This window comes from Pseudarthrobacter siccitolerans, assembly GCF_030823375.1.
Taxonomy (GTDB): Bacteria; Actinomycetota; Actinomycetes; order Actinomycetales; family Micrococcaceae; genus Arthrobacter; species Arthrobacter siccitolerans_A.
In genome coordinates this window covers 4,320,483-4,339,393 of record NZ_JAUSXB010000001.1, presented here as the reverse complement: position 1 = coordinate 4,339,393, position 18,911 = coordinate 4,320,483, and the positions used below count along the sequence as shown (strand labels likewise).

General features: G+C 66.2%; 18 protein-coding genes and 1 pseudogene. 6 read left to right on the top strand and 13 right to left on the bottom strand.

Translation table 11 applies throughout. From position 1 onward, the window contains the following. Window positions 1-75: 75 nt before the first annotated feature. Window positions 76-1,056 carry a transcription termination factor NusA gene (gene nusA / locus QFZ36_RS20125; protein ID WP_306638909.1) on the bottom strand — a complete coding sequence of 327 codons (981 nt, stop codon included), beginning with the start codon at window positions 1,054-1,056 and terminating at the stop codon, window positions 76-78. Then, complete coding sequence (gene rimP, locus QFZ36_RS20120) at window positions 1,056-1,664, bottom strand: ribosome maturation factor RimP (RefSeq protein ID WP_306638907.1); 609 nt, start codon at window positions 1,662-1,664, stop codon at window positions 1,056-1,058. Before rimP ends, nusA begins: the two co-directional genes overlap by 1 nt. Before the next feature lie 106 nt (window positions 1,665-1,770). On the opposite strand from rimP, the gene QFZ36_RS20115 reads away from it, so the two are divergent. The 3 genes from QFZ36_RS20115 (at window position 1,771) to QFZ36_RS20105 (ending at window position 4,973) form a co-directional block, all read left to right on the top strand. Next, window positions 1,771-2,877 carry a DUF4439 domain-containing protein gene (locus tag QFZ36_RS20115; protein ID WP_306638906.1) on the top strand — a complete coding sequence of 369 codons (1,107 nt, stop codon included), beginning with the start codon at window positions 1,771-1,773 and terminating at the stop codon, window positions 2,875-2,877. Window positions 2,878-3,108: 231 nt separating this feature from the next. After that, on the top strand, window positions 3,109-3,837 hold the full coding sequence (locus QFZ36_RS20110; protein WP_306638904.1) for a VIT1/CCC1 transporter family protein: 729 nt from the start codon (window positions 3,109-3,111) through the stop codon (window positions 3,835-3,837). 47 nt (window positions 3,838-3,884) lie between these two features. Beyond that, window positions 3,885-4,973 (top strand): aminoglycoside phosphotransferase family protein, encoded by a 1,089-nt coding sequence (locus tag QFZ36_RS20105; RefSeq protein ID WP_306638902.1) that lies wholly within the window; start codon window positions 3,885-3,887, stop codon window positions 4,971-4,973. Here the strand turns inward: QFZ36_RS20105 and QFZ36_RS20100 are convergent. The 3 genes and pseudogenes from QFZ36_RS20100 to QFZ36_RS20090 all read right to left on the bottom strand — a co-directional run bounded on the left by QFZ36_RS20100 (window position 4,974) and on the right by QFZ36_RS20090 (window position 9,077). Next, window positions 4,974-6,364, bottom strand: a pseudogene (locus QFZ36_RS20100) (pyridoxal phosphate-dependent decarboxylase family protein). It lies immediately after the preceding gene. Between the two features lie 74 nt (window positions 6,365-6,438). Then, on the bottom strand, window positions 6,439-7,257 hold the full coding sequence (locus QFZ36_RS20095; protein ID WP_306638901.1) for a sulfite exporter TauE/SafE family protein: 819 nt from the start codon (window positions 7,255-7,257) through the stop codon (window positions 6,439-6,441). Between the two features lie 8 nt (window positions 7,258-7,265). Next, window positions 7,266-9,077 carry a proline--tRNA ligase gene (locus QFZ36_RS20090; protein ID WP_306638899.1) on the bottom strand — a complete coding sequence of 604 codons (1,812 nt, stop codon included), beginning with the start codon at window positions 9,075-9,077 and terminating at the stop codon, window positions 7,266-7,268. Window positions 9,078-9,495: 418 nt separating this feature from the next. On the opposite strand from QFZ36_RS20090, the gene QFZ36_RS20085 reads away from it, so the two are divergent. From QFZ36_RS20085 to QFZ36_RS20075, 3 genes are read left to right on the top strand one after another with little or no spacing between them, the layout of a single operon-like run. Next, complete coding sequence (locus tag QFZ36_RS20085) at window positions 9,496-10,389, top strand: ABC transporter ATP-binding protein (protein ID WP_306638897.1); 894 nt, start codon at window positions 9,496-9,498, stop codon at window positions 10,387-10,389. 11 nt (window positions 10,390-10,400) lie between these two features. Continuing rightward, on the top strand, window positions 10,401-11,144 hold the full coding sequence (locus QFZ36_RS20080) for an ABC transporter permease (protein WP_306638895.1): 744 nt from the start codon (window positions 10,401-10,403) through the stop codon (window positions 11,142-11,144). Further along, complete coding sequence (locus QFZ36_RS20075; protein ID WP_306638892.1) at window positions 11,141-11,791, top strand: TetR/AcrR family transcriptional regulator; 651 nt, start codon at window positions 11,141-11,143, stop codon at window positions 11,789-11,791. The genes QFZ36_RS20080 and QFZ36_RS20075 overlap by 4 nt, the downstream gene beginning before the upstream one ends. Here the strand turns inward: QFZ36_RS20075 and QFZ36_RS20070 are convergent. The 8 genes from QFZ36_RS20070 to dxr form a co-directional block, all read right to left on the bottom strand. Further along, window positions 11,788-12,678, bottom strand: a complete 891-nt coding sequence (locus QFZ36_RS20070) for a GNAT family N-acetyltransferase (RefSeq protein ID WP_306639288.1) — start codon at window positions 12,676-12,678, stop codon at window positions 11,788-11,790. The genes QFZ36_RS20075 and QFZ36_RS20070 overlap by 4 nt on opposite strands. Continuing rightward, on the bottom strand, window positions 12,641-13,807 hold the full coding sequence (gene ispG / locus QFZ36_RS20065) for a flavodoxin-dependent (E)-4-hydroxy-3-methylbut-2-enyl-diphosphate synthase (RefSeq protein ID WP_235521789.1): 1,167 nt from the start codon (window positions 13,805-13,807) through the stop codon (window positions 12,641-12,643). Before ispG ends, QFZ36_RS20070 begins: the two co-directional genes overlap by 38 nt. 33 nt (window positions 13,808-13,840) lie before the next feature. Further along, window positions 13,841-14,134 (bottom strand): YciI family protein, encoded by a 294-nt coding sequence (locus QFZ36_RS20060; RefSeq protein ID WP_306638890.1) that lies wholly within the window; start codon window positions 14,132-14,134, stop codon window positions 13,841-13,843. Between the two features lie 107 nt (window positions 14,135-14,241). Next, window positions 14,242-14,754 (bottom strand): hypothetical protein, encoded by a 513-nt coding sequence (locus tag QFZ36_RS20055; RefSeq protein ID WP_306638889.1) that lies wholly within the window; start codon window positions 14,752-14,754, stop codon window positions 14,242-14,244. Beyond that, window positions 14,751-15,506, bottom strand: coding sequence for a MarR family transcriptional regulator (locus tag QFZ36_RS20050; RefSeq protein ID WP_306638888.1), 756 nt, complete (start codon window positions 15,504-15,506; stop codon window positions 14,751-14,753). Before QFZ36_RS20050 ends, QFZ36_RS20055 begins: the two co-directional genes overlap by 4 nt. An 87-nt stretch (window positions 15,507-15,593) precedes the next feature. Beyond that, window positions 15,594-16,286, bottom strand: coding sequence for a hypothetical protein (locus tag QFZ36_RS20045; RefSeq protein ID WP_306638886.1), 693 nt, complete (start codon window positions 16,284-16,286; stop codon window positions 15,594-15,596). Window positions 16,287-16,345: 59 nt separating this feature from the next. After that, window positions 16,346-17,677 carry a M50 family metallopeptidase gene (locus tag QFZ36_RS20040; RefSeq protein ID WP_306638885.1) on the bottom strand — a complete coding sequence of 444 codons (1,332 nt, stop codon included), beginning with the start codon at window positions 17,675-17,677 and terminating at the stop codon, window positions 16,346-16,348. A gap of 18 nt (window positions 17,678-17,695) precedes the next feature. Continuing rightward, complete coding sequence (gene dxr, locus QFZ36_RS20035) at window positions 17,696-18,880, bottom strand: 1-deoxy-D-xylulose-5-phosphate reductoisomerase (protein ID WP_306638884.1); 1,185 nt, start codon at window positions 18,878-18,880, stop codon at window positions 17,696-17,698. Window positions 18,881-18,911: the final 31 nt, after the last annotated feature.

Below are 18,911 nucleotides of genomic sequence, written 5' to 3'. Positions count from 1 at the left end.
ATTCTAGCCCCTCCGGGCCGTTCTGCCCGAAACCGCAACGCTCCCGGGGCGTGGCCGCCCCGGGAGCGTGCCTGCCTAGTTTTCGCGCGTGGTGGCTGCGTCGGAAATGATATCGATCCGCCAGCCGGTCAGCTTGGCCGCCAGACGGGCGTTCTGGCCCTCCTTGCCGATGGCCAGGGAAAGCTGGTAATCGGGAACCACCACGCGGGCGGAACGAGTGGCTTCGTCAGTGATGGTGACCGAATTCACCCTCGACGGCGACAGTGCACTGGCGATGAACGTGGCGGGGTTCTCGCTGAAGTCGACGATGTCGATCTTTTCGTCGTTCAGTTCCGTCATCACGGCCCGCACCCGGGAACCCATCTCACCGATGCAGGCGCCCTTGGCGTTGATGCCGGGGATGTTGGCCTTGACGGCGATCTTGGTGCGGTGCCCGGCTTCACGGGCCAGGGCAACGATCTCGACGGAGCGGTCGGCGATTTCGGGAACTTCCAGTTCGAAGAGCTTCCGGACGAGCCCCGGATGGGACCTGGACAGCGTGACGGACGGGCCTTTGGAGCCGCGGTGCACGTCGATCACCAGGGCGCGCAGGCGGTTGCCGTGAAGGTACTTCTCCCCCGGCACCTGTTCGGGCGGGGGCAGGAGCGCTTCAACGGTGCCCAGGTTGACCTGGACCATGTGCGGGTTGTGGCCCTGCTGGATGGTGCCGGCCACCAGTTCGCCTTCGCGGCCCTTGAACTCGCCCAGTACGTTGTCGTCCTCAACGTCGCGGAGCCGCTGCAGGATGATCTGCCGTGCGGTGCTGGCAGCAATGCGGCCGAAACCCTCCGGGGTGTGCTCGAACTCGCCGATGGGGGCGCCGTCGTCGTCAATCTCCACAGCCCAGATGGTCACGTGGCCGCTCTTGCGGTCCAGTTCCGCGCGGGCCTTCTCGAAGGCGCCGGGCGACTTGTGGTAGGCCACCAGGAGCGCCTGCTCAATGGTGGGGATCAGGAGGTCCAGCGGGATTTCACGCTCACGCTCCAGAAGTCTCAGTGCGCTCATGTCAATATCCATCAGGCCTCCTCAGAAGGTCCATTGTGTCCAGGTTCCAGACCATCCTCGAGGAGGTGGCTGAATTCGATCTCGACTTTTCCGTTGCGGATCCTGTCGAAAGGAAGCTTGATGGGATCGCCCTGCTTGGGCTTCATCCCCTTTTTGACGGCGATCTCAGGCACGATGGTCACGCCGGAATTGTCAACGGCCTGGATGCGGCCTGTGACGTTATCGCCCTGGAGCACGTTGACCTTGACCATCCGGCCCTTGGCGCGGTGCCAGTGGCGGGGCTCTGTCAGCGGGCGGCCGACGCCCGGCGAGGAGACTTCAAGATCGTAGGGACGGCCGTCATCTCCGGGATCGTTGTCCAGAACATCGGAGAGCACCTTCGAGATGTCGGCAATGACATCAAGGCTGACGCCGCCGGTCTCCTCCTGCGGCAGGTCCACCACTACGTGGACTACACGGTGGGATCCGGGAAGGATGGCCACGTCCTCCAGGTACAGGCGGTTGGCCTGGACCGAGGGTTCAAGGAGCGCCCTGAGCCGTGCAGCTTCCGGATTGTGTGCGGCCTCAGCCTTACCCGTTCCGGTATGGTCTGATGAAGCCGTGGCTTCTGCATTGCTCACGATGCCGGCCGCCTCCCTATAGATGATGTTGTGTGTACTAGCGTAGCTATTTTACCGGTTCATTGGTGCACGGAGATTCCTCCCCGACGTGACACCATGGTCTGTTGTGAAAGACGACAACCAGGAAAACCGGAGGCGGATGCGCTATTTCCGGTACGCCGTTTTTTCGCTCGCGGCCCTTCTTGTCCTTAGCCTCGGCTTCGCCCTGATCCCGCCAGAACCGCCTGCTCCTGCGGAACCACCCTTCTCCGAGCAGGCCCGGGCAGCCGCGCTGGAGGAGGCCCTGGAGCTGCGGTCTGCCGGGCAGGAGCTGGCAGCTGCGGAAATGGGCGGTGCGGCCGGCACTCCGGCCGCCGACGCTATGGGCCAGGTTGTGACGTTGCTGACCATCCAGGCCCGGGCGCTGCTGCCGCCGGGAAATGCGGCATCCGCAGCGGCAGCTTCACCCCAAGCGGCGCCGCCGGCCAGTGTGCGGCCCACCGCAGCTCCCACATCCCCCAGCCCTCGTGGCGCAGTACCAGTTGCGGAATTCGCGGCAGACCTCGCTGCCAGCGGCCGGCAGCGCCTCAAGGACGCGGAAACGGCCGACGGCGGCATGGCACGTCTGCTTGCCGGCGCCGGGACGGCGCAACTCCTCGCAGCAGAACGGCTTGGCGCGGCAGGCGCCCTTGGAATTGAACCGCAAGTGACTGCACGTCAAGACGCCACCTTGCCCGCCCCTGCATGCCCGGCCACGCCCTCCCCTGCCAATTCCGACTCGACTTCCCCTCCCGCTGCCGCCAGCCTGGGGACCGCCCTCGTCGCCGCCGCTGGCGCCGAGCTGGAGACGGTGTACGGCTACCAGGCGGCACTCACCCGCCTTCCTCCGGAAGCTGCCGGCCCGGCTTCGGAATTCCTGGCGCAGCACCATGGGCTCGCCGCCCAGGCTGACGAGTATGCGCTGGTGCAGTGCGGGGCGCTGCCACCGCAGCCGCCCGGGTACGTCCTGGCCCCGGGGTTCCTCGACGCTCCCGCCTCCGGACTTGCTGCCTTGGAGACCGACACTTTGCCGTCCTACGGTGACGTCGTGGCCCTGGCTGACGGGGCCACGAGGGCTTGGGCCCTGTCGGCCCTCCAGGCAGCAGCGCGGCGCGCACAGCACTGGGGCGCCGGCCCGAACCCGCTACCGGGCCTTGTGCTGGATGAAGGGCAACTTCCGCCATTGCCGCAGTAATGGCGGGCTGGTCCTGGGCGAGGGGCGACTTCCGCCATTGCCCCAGTGATGGCGGGCGCACTTGTCTTGGGCGAGGGGCAACTTCCGCCATTGCCGCAGTAATGGCGGGCTGGTCCTGGGCGAAGGGCGACTTCCGCTTGGGCCGGGAGCAGCTCACACACTGCACATTGATCGCCGGCCCCTTCTCCCCGGGTGCTGGCAGGCCGGGGCGCCGGATGGTTTGCTGTAGGGATGGACACCGCGGGCGCATCCTCCTTTCACGACAATGAACCCCACCGGAACGACATGGCCCAGCGCCTGAACTGGCTGCGCGCCGGTGTCCTGGGCGCCAACGACGGGATCGTTTCCGTAGCAGCGATTGTGGTGGGCGTCGCCGGAGCAACTGCCGCGTCCGGCGCGATCCTTGCCGCAGGAGCAGCCGGCCTGGTGGGCGGTGCCGTGTCGATGGCGCTTGGCGAGTACGTCTCGGTCAGCAGCCAAAGCGACAGCCAGAAAGCCCTGATCGACAAGGAACGCCGCGAGCTGGCCGAAGAACCTGAGCTGGAACTGGCAGAACTCACGGCGATCTACCAGGCCAAGGGCCTCACAGCGGAAACGGCTGGGCAAGTGGCGGCGGAACTGACCGCGCACGACGCCCTCGCGGCACACCTTTCCGCTGAGCTCAACATTGACGAAGACGATATTGTCAGCCCCTGGCATGCGGCCTTTGCTTCGGCGGTGGCCTTTGTGATCGGGGCAACGCTGCCCATGCTGGCCATCCTTCTCCCGCCGCCGGACGTCCGGGTTCAGGTCACCTTCGTCGCTGTGCTCCTGGCATTGGCGCTGACGGGAGCACTGGGTGCCTGGATCGGCGGCGGCTCCAGGCTCCGCGCCGCCGTACGCGTGGTGGTGGGCGGAGCCCTGGCACTCGCCGCAACCTTCAGCATCGGCAACCTGCTGGGGGCCACGGGCGTGGTCTGACCGGGACCTGCGGTACTGGCCGCGCCCGTGGACTTAGGCTGGGATTGATGAGCCAGCCAGCTGTAGTACCCATCCCTCCGGACCTCGCTGCCCGCTACACCCGCAGCAGTGCCGGGCGCGCATGGCTCGCGTCGCTGCCGGACCTCATCCGGGGCCGCCTGGAAAACTGGCAGCTGACCCCGGACCTGCTCCCCGGCGCCCTGCCCTGGAACGGCCACGGCGGAATCGTCATCCCGGTCCGGCAGGAGGATGGCGCCCCGGCTGCCCTGAAGATCGCCTTTCCGCACGACGAAGCGAGGGTTGAGCGGCACGCCCTGGCCCTCTGGCAGGGCCGGGGCGCGGTAGCGCTGCTCGCCTCCGACGCCGGCACCTGCGCCATGCTCCTGGAACGGCTCGACGGCGGACGCTCGCTCGCCACCGTACCCATGGAAGACGCCGTGGTGGTCTGGGCCGGGCTGGTGCGGCAGTTGAGCCTCACCCCCGACGACCGGCCGCAGTGGTTTGAGTTCGAGCACATCGCCGCCCGGGCGGAGCAATGGAGCGATGACCTGCCTGCCGACTGGGAACAGCTGAGGCGCCCCTTCCCCCGGTGGCTCCTCGAGGCCGCCCTGGAGGTGTGCCAGACCCGGGGTGCGGTGGGCCGGCGTTCGGCGCGTGATGCCCTGGTGCATACGGACCTGCATTACCTCAACGTCCTGGCGCGCCTAGACGGACAGGCATCGGCCGGACAAGCAGTAGCCGGACAGGCAGAGACGGAATTTACGACGGCGGCCGGTTACGCCGCCATCGATCCCCAACCGATGATCGGGGAGCCGGAGTTTGCCGTGGCGCCGCTGCTGTGGAACCGCCTGTCCGATTTGCCGTTGGGGGATCCCGCGGCCGGTCTGCACCGGCGCTGCGCCGAGTTCAGCTCTGCGGCGGGCCTGGACCCGGACGTGGCCCGGCAGTGGGGCATTGCCCGGGAAGTGGCAAACGCCTTGGAGTATGCGGGCAAGCCCGACCATCGCGGCGACCTGGCGCGGTCCCTCTGGGTGGCCAGCACGCTCGCCGGCAGAACCCTCGAGGGGCTTCCCCCGGCCCACCGCCTGCCGGAGCCCGGCGAGGGGGGTGGGCGTCAGCTGAAGGCCTTCAGCTGATCAAGCACTCTTCACTGCAGCAAGGGCGGAGCCGACAGCAGCGACAGCAGTCGCTACCTCGTCCTCCCCTGTCCGCCAGTTGCTCACGGACACGCGCAGGATGTCCCGGTCGCGCCAGCGGGAGCCGGACATCCACACCCTGCCGTCCTCGATGATGCGCGCCGTCACGGCACGGGTGGTGTCGTCGTCGCCGAACGCCACGCTCACCTGGGTGTAGTCGACGTCGTTCAGCACCTCCACGCCGTCCAGGTCCGCCAGCCCTGCCGCGATCGCCGAGGCGGCGTCCGCCAAGCCCCGCACCTGGGCTGCCACACCGTCACGGCCCAGGCTCTTCAGTGCCGCCCACACCGGCACGCCCCGGGCACGGCGTGACAGTTCGGGTACCTTCTCAAAGGGGTCGCCAGGCCCTTCGGCGTCATGGATCAGGTAGCTGGTGTGCAGGCCCATCGCGGACCGGAGGGCGGACGCGTCCCGCACCACGGCGATGCCGCAGTCATAGGGCACGTTCAGGGTCTTGTGCGCGTCAGTTCCCCACGAGTCGGCGTCCTCGAAGCCGCGGATGAGATGGCGCAGGTCCGGGGCGCCGCCGCCCAGAGGCCGAAAGCGCCATCGACGTGGATCCATGCACCGTGCTTCCGGGCAATTGGGATGGCTTCGGAAAATGGATCAAAGGCACCCGAATGGAGGTTCCCTGCCTGCAGGCACACGAGGGCCGGCCCGGTACCTTCAGAGAGCGCTGCTTCCAGGGCTGAGGGAACCAGGCGTCCCTGGTCATCGGCATCCACGATCACGGGCCTGCCCAGCCCGAGGTATCGGAGGCCGAGGTCTACGGTGTCGTGCCGCTCCCTGCCAACGAAGCAGCGGATGCGGGGAGCGCCGCTCAACCCGTCACGGTCAAGGTCCCAGCCGGCGTCCGCGAGGAGCCGCCACCGTCCCGCTGCCATCCCGGTGAAGTTGGCCATCGTGGCTCCGGTGACAAAGCCGACGTCGGACCCGGCGGGAAGCCCCAGCAGTTCCAGCAGCCAGGTTCCGGCGATTTCCTCGATGGCTGCCATGGCGGGGGTAGCGTAGCGCAGGCCGGCGTTCTGGTCCCAGGCGCTGACCAGCCAGTCGGAGGCAAGGGCCGCGGGCAAGGTTCCGCCGATGACCCAGCCGAAGAAGCGGCCGGACGGCATGGCCATGAGCCCGGGCTCGGCTGTCCGGGCGAGGAGGTCGACGACGTCTGCCGCGGGCATGCCGGAGATTGGCAACGGGCCGCCGAACGCCCCGGTCAGGTCATGGGCCGGTACACGGGGGCCGACGTGCCGGTCAGGCAGGCTGCGAAGCCATGCCGTGGCGTGGCCAGCCGCTGCAGACAAAGCGCTGGCGTATTCATCGTCACCCTGTGGCATACCTGCATGCTACGCCCGGCCGTTCACCGCCACGAGCCTTGGCTTCCCCTGGTGCCCGCTGCACTTCGTGGGCGTTACCTTGCTGCGTTTACGCCCTGGGTGGCGAAATTTTCCTGCCAGACGTCAAAGCCGAGTTTGATGATGAGGGCAGCTACCACCACCAGGAAGACCACGCGGACAAACTTGCTGCCCTGCGCCACCGCCGTCCGTGCCCCGAGGTATCCGCCGGCCATGTTGGCTGCGCCGAGCAGCAGGCCCAGGGCCCACAGGATGGAACCGTGCGGCAGGAAGAACAGCAGCGCACCGGCGTTGGTTGCCATATTCACGATCTTCGCCTTGGCGCTGGCTTCCAGGAACGCGTACCCCATCGCCGAGACCAGGGCGATGACCAGGAAGGAACCGGTCCCCGGGCCAATCAGGCCGTCATAGAAGCCGATCACAGCACCGATGAGACAGGCCACCACATAGTGTTTGTGGCCCTCGTGCCGCAGCGCGGTGATGTGGCCGGCGTCGGGTCTCAGCGCCGTAAAGAGTGCGACTGCCACCAGTGCGGCGACAATGATGGGTTTGAAGACGCTGGACGGCAGGCTGGCGGCAAGGACGGCGCCGCCGAAACTGCCGGCCAGGGCAATGACGGCCATCGGCACCGCCGTCCGGAGGTCCGGTCCCACCCGCCGGTAGTAGGTGACGGCGCTGGTGGCGGTACCGAAAATGGACCCCATCTTGTTCGTTGCCAGCGCCTGGACGGGAGTGATGCCCGGTACCAGCAGCAGGGCGGGGAGCTGGATCAGCCCGCCCCCGCCCACCACAGCATCCACCCAGCCGGCGGCGAAACCGGCCACCACGATCAGGACCAGCGTGGTGAGCTGGATGGACTCAATCCCCAGGAGCACTTCCGGGGTCAGGAGGCGCGGACAGCGTTGACCACGTAGTCAACCGCCTTGTCCACGGCAACGTTCTCGGCTTCGCCGCTGCGGCGGTCCTTGATCTCGACAACACCGTCCACCAGGCCGCGGCCCACGGCGAGGATGGTGGGGACGCCCACGAGTTCGGCGTCCCCGAACTTCACGCCCGGCGAGACCTTGGGCCGGTCGTCCAGAAGGACGTCAAGGCCTGCGGCTTCAAGTTCCGCTGCCAGCTGCTCGGCGGTGGCGAAGATGTCCTCACCCTTGCCCACAGCCACCACATGGACGTCTGCGGGTGCCACCGCGCGGGGCCACACCAGGCCCTTGCCGTCATGGTTGGATTCGGCCAGTGCTGCCACGGCGCGGGTCACGCCCACACCGTAGGAACCCATGGTGACCACCACCTGCTTGCCGTTCTGGTCCAGGACCTTCAGGTCCAGGGCCGCGGCATACTTGCGGCCCAGCTGGAAAATGTGGCCCATCTCGATGCCGCGGGCGATTTCCAAAGGACCGGAGCCGTCCGGGGCCGGATCGCCTTCGTGGACGTCGGTGCATTCGATGACGCCGTCCCAGGTGAAGTCGCGGCCGGCCACGAGGCCGAACACATGCTTGCCGGCTTCGTTGGCACCGGTGATCCAGGTAGTGCCGCTGACAACGCGGGGGTCCACGAGGTACAGGAGCTTAGTGGCGCTTTCGCTGCCAAGCAGGGGTTCGTCCAGCGTGAGGCCGGGGCCGAGGTAGCCCTTGACGATGAGGGGCTGCTTTTTGAGGTCGTCGTCGTTGGCTGCCTCCAGGCCGATCTCGCCGGCGATGGGCAGGAAGGAGCCGATGTTGGCTTCGACGCGTTTCAGGTCAACGCCACGGTCGCCCGGCAGTCCGATGACCACAAGCTGGCGTTCCCCGGTGGGCAGGGTAACGGCGAGCACCACGTTCTTGAGCGTGTCCGCCCCGGTCCAGGCGCCGCCGTCGGCCTCGCTGCGGGGAGCCAGCTCGTTGGCTGCAGCCACCAGCGTGTCGATGGTGGGGGTATCCGGGGTGTCAAGGACTTCAGCCGCCGGGGCGTCACTGTAGTCGATGTCGGCAGGAACCACCGTGGTGACCGCCTCAACGTTGGCTGCATAGCCGCCGGCGGAGCGGACGAAGGTGTCCTCGCCAACATCGGTGGGGTGCAGGAATTCCTCGCTCTTGGATCCGCCCATGGCCCCCGCCGTTGCGGTGACCGGGATGACTTCCAGGCCGAGGCGCTCGAAGATGCGCAGGTAGGCACCACGGTGGGCAGTGTAGCTGGCATCCAGGCCGGCGTCGTCAACGTCGAAAGAGTACGAGTCCTTCATGATGAACTCGCGTCCGCGCAGCAGGCCGGCCCGGGGGCGGGCCTCATCGCGGTACTTGTTCTGAATCTGATACAGGCTGAGCGGGAGGTCTTTGTAGGAGGAGTAAAGGTCCTTGACCAGCAGCGTGAACATTTCCTCGTGCGTGGGGGCCAGCAGGTAGTCCGCGCCCTTGCGGTCCTGGAGGCGGAACAAGCCTTCGCCATACTCGGTCCAGCGGTTGGTGGCCTCATAGGGTTCACGCGGCAGGAGGGCCGGGAAGTGGACTTCCTGAGCGCCGATATTCGCCATTTCCTCGCGGATGATGGCCTCGACCTTGCGGAGGACGCTGAGGCCCAGCGGAAGCCAGGTGTAGATTCCGGGGGCAGCACGGCGGATGTAGCCCGCACGGACCAGGAGCCGGTGGCTTGCCACCTCGGCGTCGACGGGATCTTCACGCAGCGTGCGCAGGAAAAGCTGGGACAGTCTTGTAACCACGGGAGGATATCCGTTTCTGGGGAGGTGCTGGATCAGCAGGGCCGGACAAATTCGTCTGGGTACTAATCTACCGGCACTGGACACCTGGCCCCCACTCCCCGGGTAGGCCCCCGGCTCCTCCGGACACAGTAGAGCCACGCCCGGGAATACAAAGCCCCTGGCCCCCCTCGAGGCTGGTCATCGCATCCGGGCGTGGCTCAACGCCGTTATCGCCTAAGTACTGGTGAGGACTGGTGAGACCGCCCACGCCACTCCAGCGCAGCTAGATCGAACCTAAGTGATAGCGCCCACATTTATCAAGTACTTTTCCATTCAATGCGGTTGATTACGGGCACCTGCAGGCTTAGCGTTAATTCATCAGGTGATGAATTAACGGGCTTGCCGGCCCCGGACCACCTGCAGTTCAACGGAGGCGGCCATGTCACGTTCGGCACCCGAAAGCGCATTCACTGAGGGCAACACCGCTGCGGTGGCAGCCAGCGCCGTGACGGTTGTGCGGGGCAGGACTCATGTCCTTCGGGACCTTGACTTTGCTATTCCTGCCGGACAAATTACCGGACTCCTGGGTCCCTCCGGAAGCGGGAAAACCACGCTGATGCGGGCCATCGTCGGGGTGCAGCGCATCACCTCAGGCTCTGTGCGTGTCCTGGGGCAGCGTGCGGGCAGCAGCCCGCTGCGGCACCAGGTGGGGTATGTGACGCAGTCGCCCAGCGTCTACCCTGATCTCACCGTGGAAGGCAACGTGCGCTACTTCGGGGCCATGCACCGCAAAGGGGCGGCCGACGCAGCGGAGGCGATTGCCGCCGTCGGACTGGAACCGCTGGCGCGGCAGAAGACCTCGGATCTGTCCGGGGGCGAGCTCAGCCGCGTATCCCTCGCCTGCGCGCTGGTGGCCCGCCCGCGCCTGCTGGTGCTGGATGAACCGACGGTAGGGCTGGACCCTGTGCTGCGGGCGGACCTCTGGGGCCGTTTCCGCACCATGGCCGGGCAAGGGACCACGCTGCTCGTATCAAGCCACGTCATGGAGGAGGCAAGCCATTGCGAGACGCTCCTTCTCCTGCGGGAAGGCCGGCTGCTGGCCCAGCTGACGCCGGCGGAGCTGAGCCGGCGCGGGCACAGCGCCGACCTGGAGAAAGCCTTCCTGCACATCATCCAGGAGGCGGGAGGAGAACGGGCTCCCCTTGCCCGGGACGATCCGGACCAGGACGATCCGGACCAGGACGATCTTGCCCAGGACGGGGCCGCGCAGGGCGGTACAACTCAGGACAAGGCAGCTCAGGACAAGGCAACTCAGGACAGGAGCATGCGGTGATGGATGTCCTGATGATGCTCGCAACCACCCGTCGGGTGCTGGAGCAGCTCCGGCACGACCACCGCAGCATCGCCATGATCCTGGTGGTCCCGGCACTGCTGCTGACGGCCGTGTATTTCCTCTTCGAGAATGAGACCCTGCCGGCAGGGGCGCCGCGCACGTTCGACCGCGTAGGGCTGATGATGCTGGCCATCTTCCCGTTTGTGGTGATGTTCCTGGTCACCTCCATCACTATGCTGCGTGAGCGGACCTCGGGGACTCTGGAGCGGCTGCTCACCACACCCGTCCATAAATCCGATCTGCTCTTTGGCTATGGCCTCGCGTTTTCCATCATGGCCGCCCTGCAGTCCTTGGTGGCGACTGCCGTGGCGTACTGGATCTTCGATCTTGATATTGAAGGCCCGCCTGGCTTCGTGGTCCTGATCGCCGTCATCAACGCAGTCCTGGGCGTGGCCCTGGGCCTGCTCTGCTCAGCGTTTGCCCGCACCGAATTCCAGGCGGTCCAGTTCATGCCGGTAGTGGTGGTGCCGCAAATCCTCCTATGCGGACTGTTCGTGGCGCGGGACCGCATGAATGATGTCCTCGAGGCCATCTCGAATATTCTTCCGTTGACGTTTTCCGTGGACGCCCTGCAGGAGATTGCCGCCAACCCGGAGGCGACGGAACAGATGTGGCAGGACGCAGCCATCATGGGTGCCATCGTGCTGGGCGTCCTGGTGCTTGCGTCGCTGACGCTGCGCAGGCGGACTGCGTGAGCGCGCAGGAAGGTGATTCCCTGCCGGCACGGCGGGGTCGGCGTGGCGGAACAACAGAGTCCAGGGACCGGATCCTGGATGCCGCCCGGAGGCTGTTCGCCGAACACGGTTTCGAGGGCACCAGCCTGCGGCAGGTGGCCCGCGCGGCGGGGGTGGATCCTGCCATGGTCCACCATTTCTTCAACGGCAAGGATGAGCTCTTCGCCCAGAGTGTGGAACTCCCAGCCGACCCGGAGGACGTGCTGGCGGATGTTTCGGCCGCCCGCCCGGAACAGCGGGCCGAGGTGATCGTCCGCGCCGTCCTGCGCCTCTGGGAAAGTCCCGCCCAGCCAAGCCTGCTGGCCTTCCTGCGCGGCACCCTCAGCTCAAAGGCCCGGACGGCACTCCTCCGCGAATTGGTGACCCGGACTGTCGTCCGCCGGATCATGGCAGGAGTGCCTGGGCCGCCTCAGGAAGTTGCCTTGCGCGGAGACCTGGTGGCGACGCAGATGGTGGGACTCATGATGGTCCGCTACGTGGTCCGCCTGGAACCCCTGGCGTCGGCTGCACGGGAGGAGGTCGTCAGGCTCGTGGCACCGAATGTACAGCGCTACCTGACCGGAGACCTGGCAGCTAACGGCACCGCTGCGGCTGGAACAGGCGGCTAGAAAAGAACAGTAGCGAACGTTCCCACCTGCTGGAAGCCGACCCGCTCGTAGGTGGCGCGGGCGCGCAGATTGAAGCCATTGACGTACAGGCTGGTGATGGGCGCAACTTTCCGCGCCTGCTCCACCACGGCGGCCATGTACCCGGCGCTCAAGCCCTGGCCCCGGTAGAGCGGGTTCATCCAGACGCCCTGGATCTGGGTGACCTCGGAGGTAACGGCGCCCAGTTCGGCTTTGAAAACCACCTCGCGGGCGTTATTCAAGTGGACCAGGGAATGGCCCTGGCGGATCAGCCCTTCCACGCGCCGGCTGTAGAACTCCCTGCCGCCGAGGAACGGGGAATACCCCACTTCCTCCTCGAACATGGCGGCGCAGGCGGGAAGAATGCGGTCGAAGTCTGCAAGGTTTCCCAGGGCCAGGCCGGGGTCCGGTGCGATCGACGGCGGGCCCGTGATGGTCATGAGGGGCTGTTCGGCGCGGACTTCGTGGGCCCGGTGGCCCAGTTCCACGAGTTCGGCGTGCAGGGCCAGGACCGACTCGGCCGGGCCAAAAGCTGAGGCGTACCGGCGGCCGGAGGTGTTGGCTACTTCCGCGACCACACCTGCCAGCTCGGGGTCCAGCTGGACCGGAACCAGGTTGGCCCCTGCCCAGCACGCCCCCACCAGGATGCCGTCGTCAAAAACACCAATGACGCCGGCGCCGCCGCTGGTGGGTGCGGCAGTGCCGGCGGCAAGCAGGTGGGCAAGGATAAAGACATTGGCGACCGGATCCTGCTGTGCCAGCAGCCTGAGCGCGGCAGTATCCGTGCCGTCCAGGGTGCGGACGGAAAGTCCCGGCGGGTCCGGGACGTCCTTACGAGACGCTAACCACGGGGCTACCCTTGACAGCATCTTCGCCATCGGCCTCCCCCATCTCTTCCGCGATACGCATGGCCTCTTCGATCAGTGTCTCAACAATCTGGCTCTCGGGCACAGTCTTGATGACTTCACCCTTCACAAAGATCTGGCCCTTGCCGTTGCCGGAAGCAACGCCAAGATCTGCCTCGCGGGCCTCGCCCGGACCGTTCACCACGCAGCCCATCACGGCCACGCGCAGCGGGATCTCCATGCCTTCCAGGCCGGCAGTCACCTGCTCGGCGAGCGTGTACACGTCCACCTGGGCGCGGCCGCAGGATGGGCAGGAGACAATCTCCAGCTTCCGGGGGCGGAGGTTCAGGGACTGGAGAATCTGGTTACCCACCTTGATTTCCTCCACCGGCGGAGCAGAGAGGGAAACCCGGATGGTGTCGCCGATGCCCCGGGACAGGAGCGCACCGAAGGCCGTGGCGGACTTGATGGTTCCCTGGAAGGCCGGCCCGGCCTCGGTCACCCCGAGGTGCAACGGCCAGTCGCCCTTCTCCGCCAGCATCTCGTAAGCCGCCACCATGATCACGGGATCGTTGTGCTTCACAGAGATTTTGAAGTCGTGGAAGCCGTGCTCTTCAAACAGGGACGCTTCCCAGACGGCAGACTCCACCAGCGCCTCAGGGGTGGCCTTGCCGTATTTCTTGAGGATGCCCGGCTCCAGTGAGCCGGCGTTCACACCGATGCGGATGGACGTCCCATGATCGCGTGCTGCTGCTGCGATTTCCTTGACCTGGTCATCGAACTTACGGATGTTTCCGGGGTTCACGCGCACGGCGGCGCAGCCGGCTTCGATGGCGGCGAAGACGTACTTTGGCTGGAAGTGGATGTCCGCGATGACCGGGATCTGGGACTTCCTGGCGATGATGGGCAGCGCTTCGGCGTCGTCTGCCGAAGGGCAGGCGACGCGCACGATGTCACAGCCGGACGCCGTGAGCTCCGCGATCTGCTGCAGGGTGGCGTTGATGTCGGTGGTGGGCGTGGTGGTCATGGACTGCACGCTGATGGGGGAATCAGAACCGACCCCCACTGAACCGACTTTGATCTGGCGGGTCTTGCGCCGGGGGGCAAGGACGGGCGGCGGTGCTGCAGGCATTCCCAAGCTGACCGAGGTCACGTGGACTCCTAGAATTTGAAGGTGTTGAGGCGGCTACGCGACGAGTCCGGCGAGCACGCCGATGATGGGTGACCACTCCGTGATGCGGGTCCCGGCGATGACTCCGGCGGCGGCGAAGGGGTCCTGCTTGAGAATCGAGTTGAGGGCGGCCTCGTCTGCTGTCTTGAAGATCAGGAGCGCCCCGGCGCCGTCGCCGTACGGACCGCTGGCCAGGAGGGCGCCGTCCTGCGCCAGGCCCGCGAGCCATTCGCGGTGTGCTGGCCTGGCCTCGTTGCGGGCTTCGGTGGAATCGGCGGCGTAAACGTACTCAACGGCAAAAACTGTCATACGGCTACCCTATCGCCCTGCCTGCCGTTGCACGCATCCGGAGGCCCGAACGGGATTCTTCCCACACCCGCATCGGCATTTGTTCCCAGGACATCGGCAATTTGTTCCTAGGACAGGAACAAAACTTTGACGGCCGCTGCCGTTCCGGCCGCCCAGAGCATGGAGGCCAGTGTCCCGATGATAAAGCGTTCGGCCGCCACGGGTGTTTCCTTCAACTCCGCAAACCTGCCCAGGCCCTTGATGGCCACAATGTAGGCGATGGCCACCGGCTGCGCGGTCAGGATGGCCAGGCAAACCCCGAGCCTTTCGAGGATTCCGATGATCGCCCCGCCGCGCAGGATGCGCTGGGTTGGCGCCGGCGGTTCCGCAGCAGATCCGGACGACGGCGGCGCGTCAGTGGCCGCTGTCAGCTCACCGTCCACGCTTTGGGTTTCGATGTGTGGGGAATCAACAGTGACGTCTGCCGAGGGGTCCTCCGCTGCCCTCCCGGCCTCTTCTGCGGCTTTGGCGGCATCCGCCCTGTCGTCGATGGTCCGGGCGAGCCGGAACACCAAGGACGTCACCGGCCAGCCGGCGAAGCCGGCCACGAGCAGTGCGACGGTGATCCAGAGTGCGGTCACGTGTCTCCTTCATTCCGGGGCCGGACAGTTTGGGGCGGGTCGCTTTGAGGCTGGGCTGTTTGGGTCGCGGCAGTCTGGGTCGGGGCAGTTTGGGTAGCTACGATCCGGCTTTGGGCGTAGTCGAGGAGCATTGCTGCCGCCGGCCTGGCTGCCCATTCTTCCTGCCAGCCCGAGCGAAGGACGGCACGGCTCACCGATTGCTCCGTTATTCCCAGCTGTTGGGCTACATGCTTCTGGCTGCCGTGTTTGCCGTCGCCCGCCTGCAGGGCGCGAAGGCTGTCCACTACCCGCCACTGGGCCTGCGTCCGATGCTGGACAAGACGTCCAATCAACCGCAGCACAGCCTGGGCGTTTGCACCGGCCATGGCACCTTCCTTGGCTTGGGGCGGGATTTCCTTGCCACGGCCAATAGTTCCCGCCACCACTGACAACGGCACCTGTCCCGCGGCGCTCTTCGCGAGCTCCACGGCTTTGCGCGCGGCGACGAATCCGCTTCCGGAACCTTCGCGGGGGCTGCCTCCCGGAACCAGCTGCACCACACCGATACCGATTCCGACGTACCAGTACCCGCTGCGGAGGGCATGCAGGGCGATATCCACCACTTCGTCGGGTTGCTCCACGACGCCCTGGAGCTCGTCACCTACCGAACGTTCAAAGCGCGCGGGCGTGAGGCTTTGCAGTGCGGAAATCAGCTCCGGCACGCGATCGACGTCGGAGGTGCTGCCCCGCTGGTCAACGGTCAGAACGTACATGTCCTAACCGTACGCAGCTGATTGGTAATAATCAATCATAAATAGCTGATTATTGTCTATCAGCCGAAAATGGCTGATGTCTGAGACTCACCCTCTGGCGGGTAAGGGAACCTGCCGGGATCCTTTCCAAGCGATCCATCCCCCGGCCGCTGCCAGGAGCACTGCGCCCGCGGATTGCGTTGGCAGGCTGCTGCCTGTCGTAGCCAGTCCCAGGACAACGCCCAGGACGTAAAACACGACGGCGCCTGCTGCCCAAAGTGCCCCTGCCCAGCGCGGCAGAACCCCGGAACGCCATACCGCGACGCCCAGGAGGACTGAACCCACGAAGGCAAGCAGGAGTCCGAGCAGGAACGCTCCGGTCATGGACCCCGGAAACTCCAACTGCATCACGTCCTCGTTGCCTTTGAGGTAGGCCGCTCCAATGGCCGGAGTGGCAAACGTGGAGATGACTGCCGGAACCAGCAGCAAAGTGGTACCGGCAGCAGCGGTCATCATCGCGGGCAACGCAAGGCGCCCTGACCGGCTGTTGGCCAGGAAGCAGCCTAAGGCGAAGACTCCGAAGAGGGCCAGGATGGTGCCTGCGGTAGCGCCGAGCAGGTGGCCTAACTGGTACGAATCGGAGCTGACAAAACGGGCCCAGGACCCCGGGTCCTCCTCCTGGTCAGGCTGTGGCTCGAGCCCGCCCCATGCTGTGACGAGCCATGCGACGGGCAGTGCCCACAATCCTGCCCTGATCCAGAATCCTGCCCGGGTCCAGCGGCTGGTGTCTTGCGTGTTCACTGTGTCCACCTCTCTCCAGGCGGGGGGTGGCTGGCCTGCCCCTCGACGTACCTCCAGTATCAGCCGAAGAGGTTCACCGGCTTCACGATGTCGGCATAAATGAGCAGTGCACTCATGCCCATCAGCAACGCGGCCACCACGTAGGTCACCGGGAGGAGCTTGGCTATATCGAACGCTCCCGGGTCCGGCCTGCCGAACAGTTTGGCCACCTTGCGCCGGGCCCCTTCATAGAGCGCGCCCGCAACGTGCCCGCCGTCGAGCGGCAACAGCGGGACTAGGTTGAAGACCGCCAGCGCAAAGTTGAGCCCGGCCAGCAGTCCGATCAGGGTGGCCACCCGAGACTGGACGGGGATCTCCTCCATGGCGGCGACTTCACCGGCCACCCTGCCGACGCCCACCACGCTGATGGGGCCGTTGGGGTCCCGTGGTTCCTCGCTGAAGGCAGCCTTCGCCACGCCCACCACCCGGGCAGGAAGGTTAAGAATCACGCCGGCCACCTGCTTGATGTTTTCGCCGGCCATGGGCAGGACGGACGACGCCGGCTGGGCCACGAGTTTGGTCTGCGCACCAATGCCGAGGAAGCCGACGTCCTGGTAAAGGAGATTGCCGCCGTCGTCCTTCGCTTGCCGGCCGTCCGCACCGATGATGGGCCGGGCGGACAGCACGGGGGTCACGGTGGTGGACACGGGTGAGCCGTCACGCTCGACGGTGATCGCTACCTCGCGCCCGGCGGAGGAACGGATCCACTCGGTCAGTTGGTCCCAGCTGGTGACCGTCTTGCCGTCAAAGGAGGTGACAGTGTCATTCGGTTTCAGGCCGGCAGCGGCGGCCGGGGTGAGCTGGCAGTCGGCGGAATCCGGATCCACCGTCTCACCCGCGGCTACCTGGCATTTGGAAACATCAGAGATGGTGGTGGTAGCTGTGGCCATACCGAATCCCATCAGCAGGACGGCCGTCAGGATCACACCGAGGACTATGTTCATGGCCGGACCGCCGAGCATAACGATGATCTTCTTCCACACCGGAAGCCGGTAGAAAACGCGGTTTTCATCGCCCGGCCCCACTTCCTCGTGCGCCATGGACCGGGCTTCGGTGGCCAAGGTCTGGAACATCCCCGTGCTGGACGGGCGGACCGTTCCGTCCTCCTTGTTGGGCGGGTACATCCCAATCATGGACACGTAGCCGCCCAAGGGGATCGCCTTCACGCCGTACTCGGTTTCGCCCTTCCGCCGCGACCACAGGGTAGGGCCAAAGCCAATCATGTATTTGGTGACGCGGACCCTGAAGAGCTTGGCGGGCAGGAGGTGGCCCACCTCGTGAAGCGCGATGGAGGCCGCGATGCCGATGGCCACAAAGACGACACCGAGAACAAAAAGGAGAACGGGGGTCATGGAGGTATTGCTGCTTCCTTAGAGACTGCTGACTGCTAAACGTTCATTGGCGCGCGCACGTGCCCAGCTCTCAGCATCCAGTACGGATTCCACCGTCAGCCCGGAGGACCCTGGGTGTTCGCTGAGAACGGCCGCGATGGTGTCCACGATGTCAGTGAACCGGATGCGGCCCGCGTGGAACGCCGTGACGGCTTCTTCGTTGGCGGCGTTGAAGACTGCGGGGAACGTGCTGCCCTGCTTCGCGGCGTCCTTGGCAAGATCCACCGCCGGGAAGGCGGATACGTCCAAGGGCTCGAAGGTCCAGGTTGCGGCCTGGGTCCAGTCGCAGGCAGCGGCCGCTTTGGGGACCCTGTCCGGCCAGCCCAGGCCCAGCGCTATGGGGAGGCGCATGTCCGGCGGCGAGGCCTGCGCAATGATGGATCCGTCAATGAACTGGACCATGGAGTGCACCACGGACTGGGGATGGACCACCACGTCGATCCGGTCCAGCGGCACGTCGAAGAGCAGGTGAGCCTCGATCACTTCCAGCCCTTTGTTGACGAGGGTGGCGGAGTTTGTGGTGACCATGACCCCCATGTCCCAGGTGGGGTGCGCCAGCGCCTCCTGCGGCGTGACGTCGTGCAGCTCCTCCCGGTTCCGGCCCCGGAAAGGGCCGCCGGAGGCCGTAAGGATCAGTTTGTCCACCTCTTCTGCCGACCCGGAACGCAGGCACTGGGCGATGGCCGAATGCTCCGAGTCCACGGGAACGATCTGGCCTTCACTGGCAGCAGCCTTGACCAGTTCGCCGCCCACAATCAGGGATTCCTTGTTCGCCAGGGCGAGCGTGGCGCCGGACTTCAGCGCCGCGAGCGTCGGTGCGAGTCCAATGGATCCGGTGATGCCGTTGAGCACCACATCCGCCTCGGCTTCGGCGATCCTGGTGGAGGCGTCCGGCCCGGCGAAGATCTCGGGCCGGTAGCCGCGCTTGCCTGCTGCGGCAGCGGCGTCGGCCACGAGCGTCGCGAGTTGGCCGGCGTCCCCGCCGGCAATGCCGATGGCGCGGGCGCCGGTGTGGACGGCCTGGCGGGCGAGGAGTTCGAGGTTTCCTCCCCCGGCGCTGAGCGCCACCACTTCGAAAAGGTGCGGGGCGCCGTCGACGACGTCAATCGCCTGGGTGCCGATGGAGCCGGTGGATCCGAGGAGGGCGATCTTGCGTGGCTGCATTGGTTAAGTATCGCGCACCATCCTTGACCCG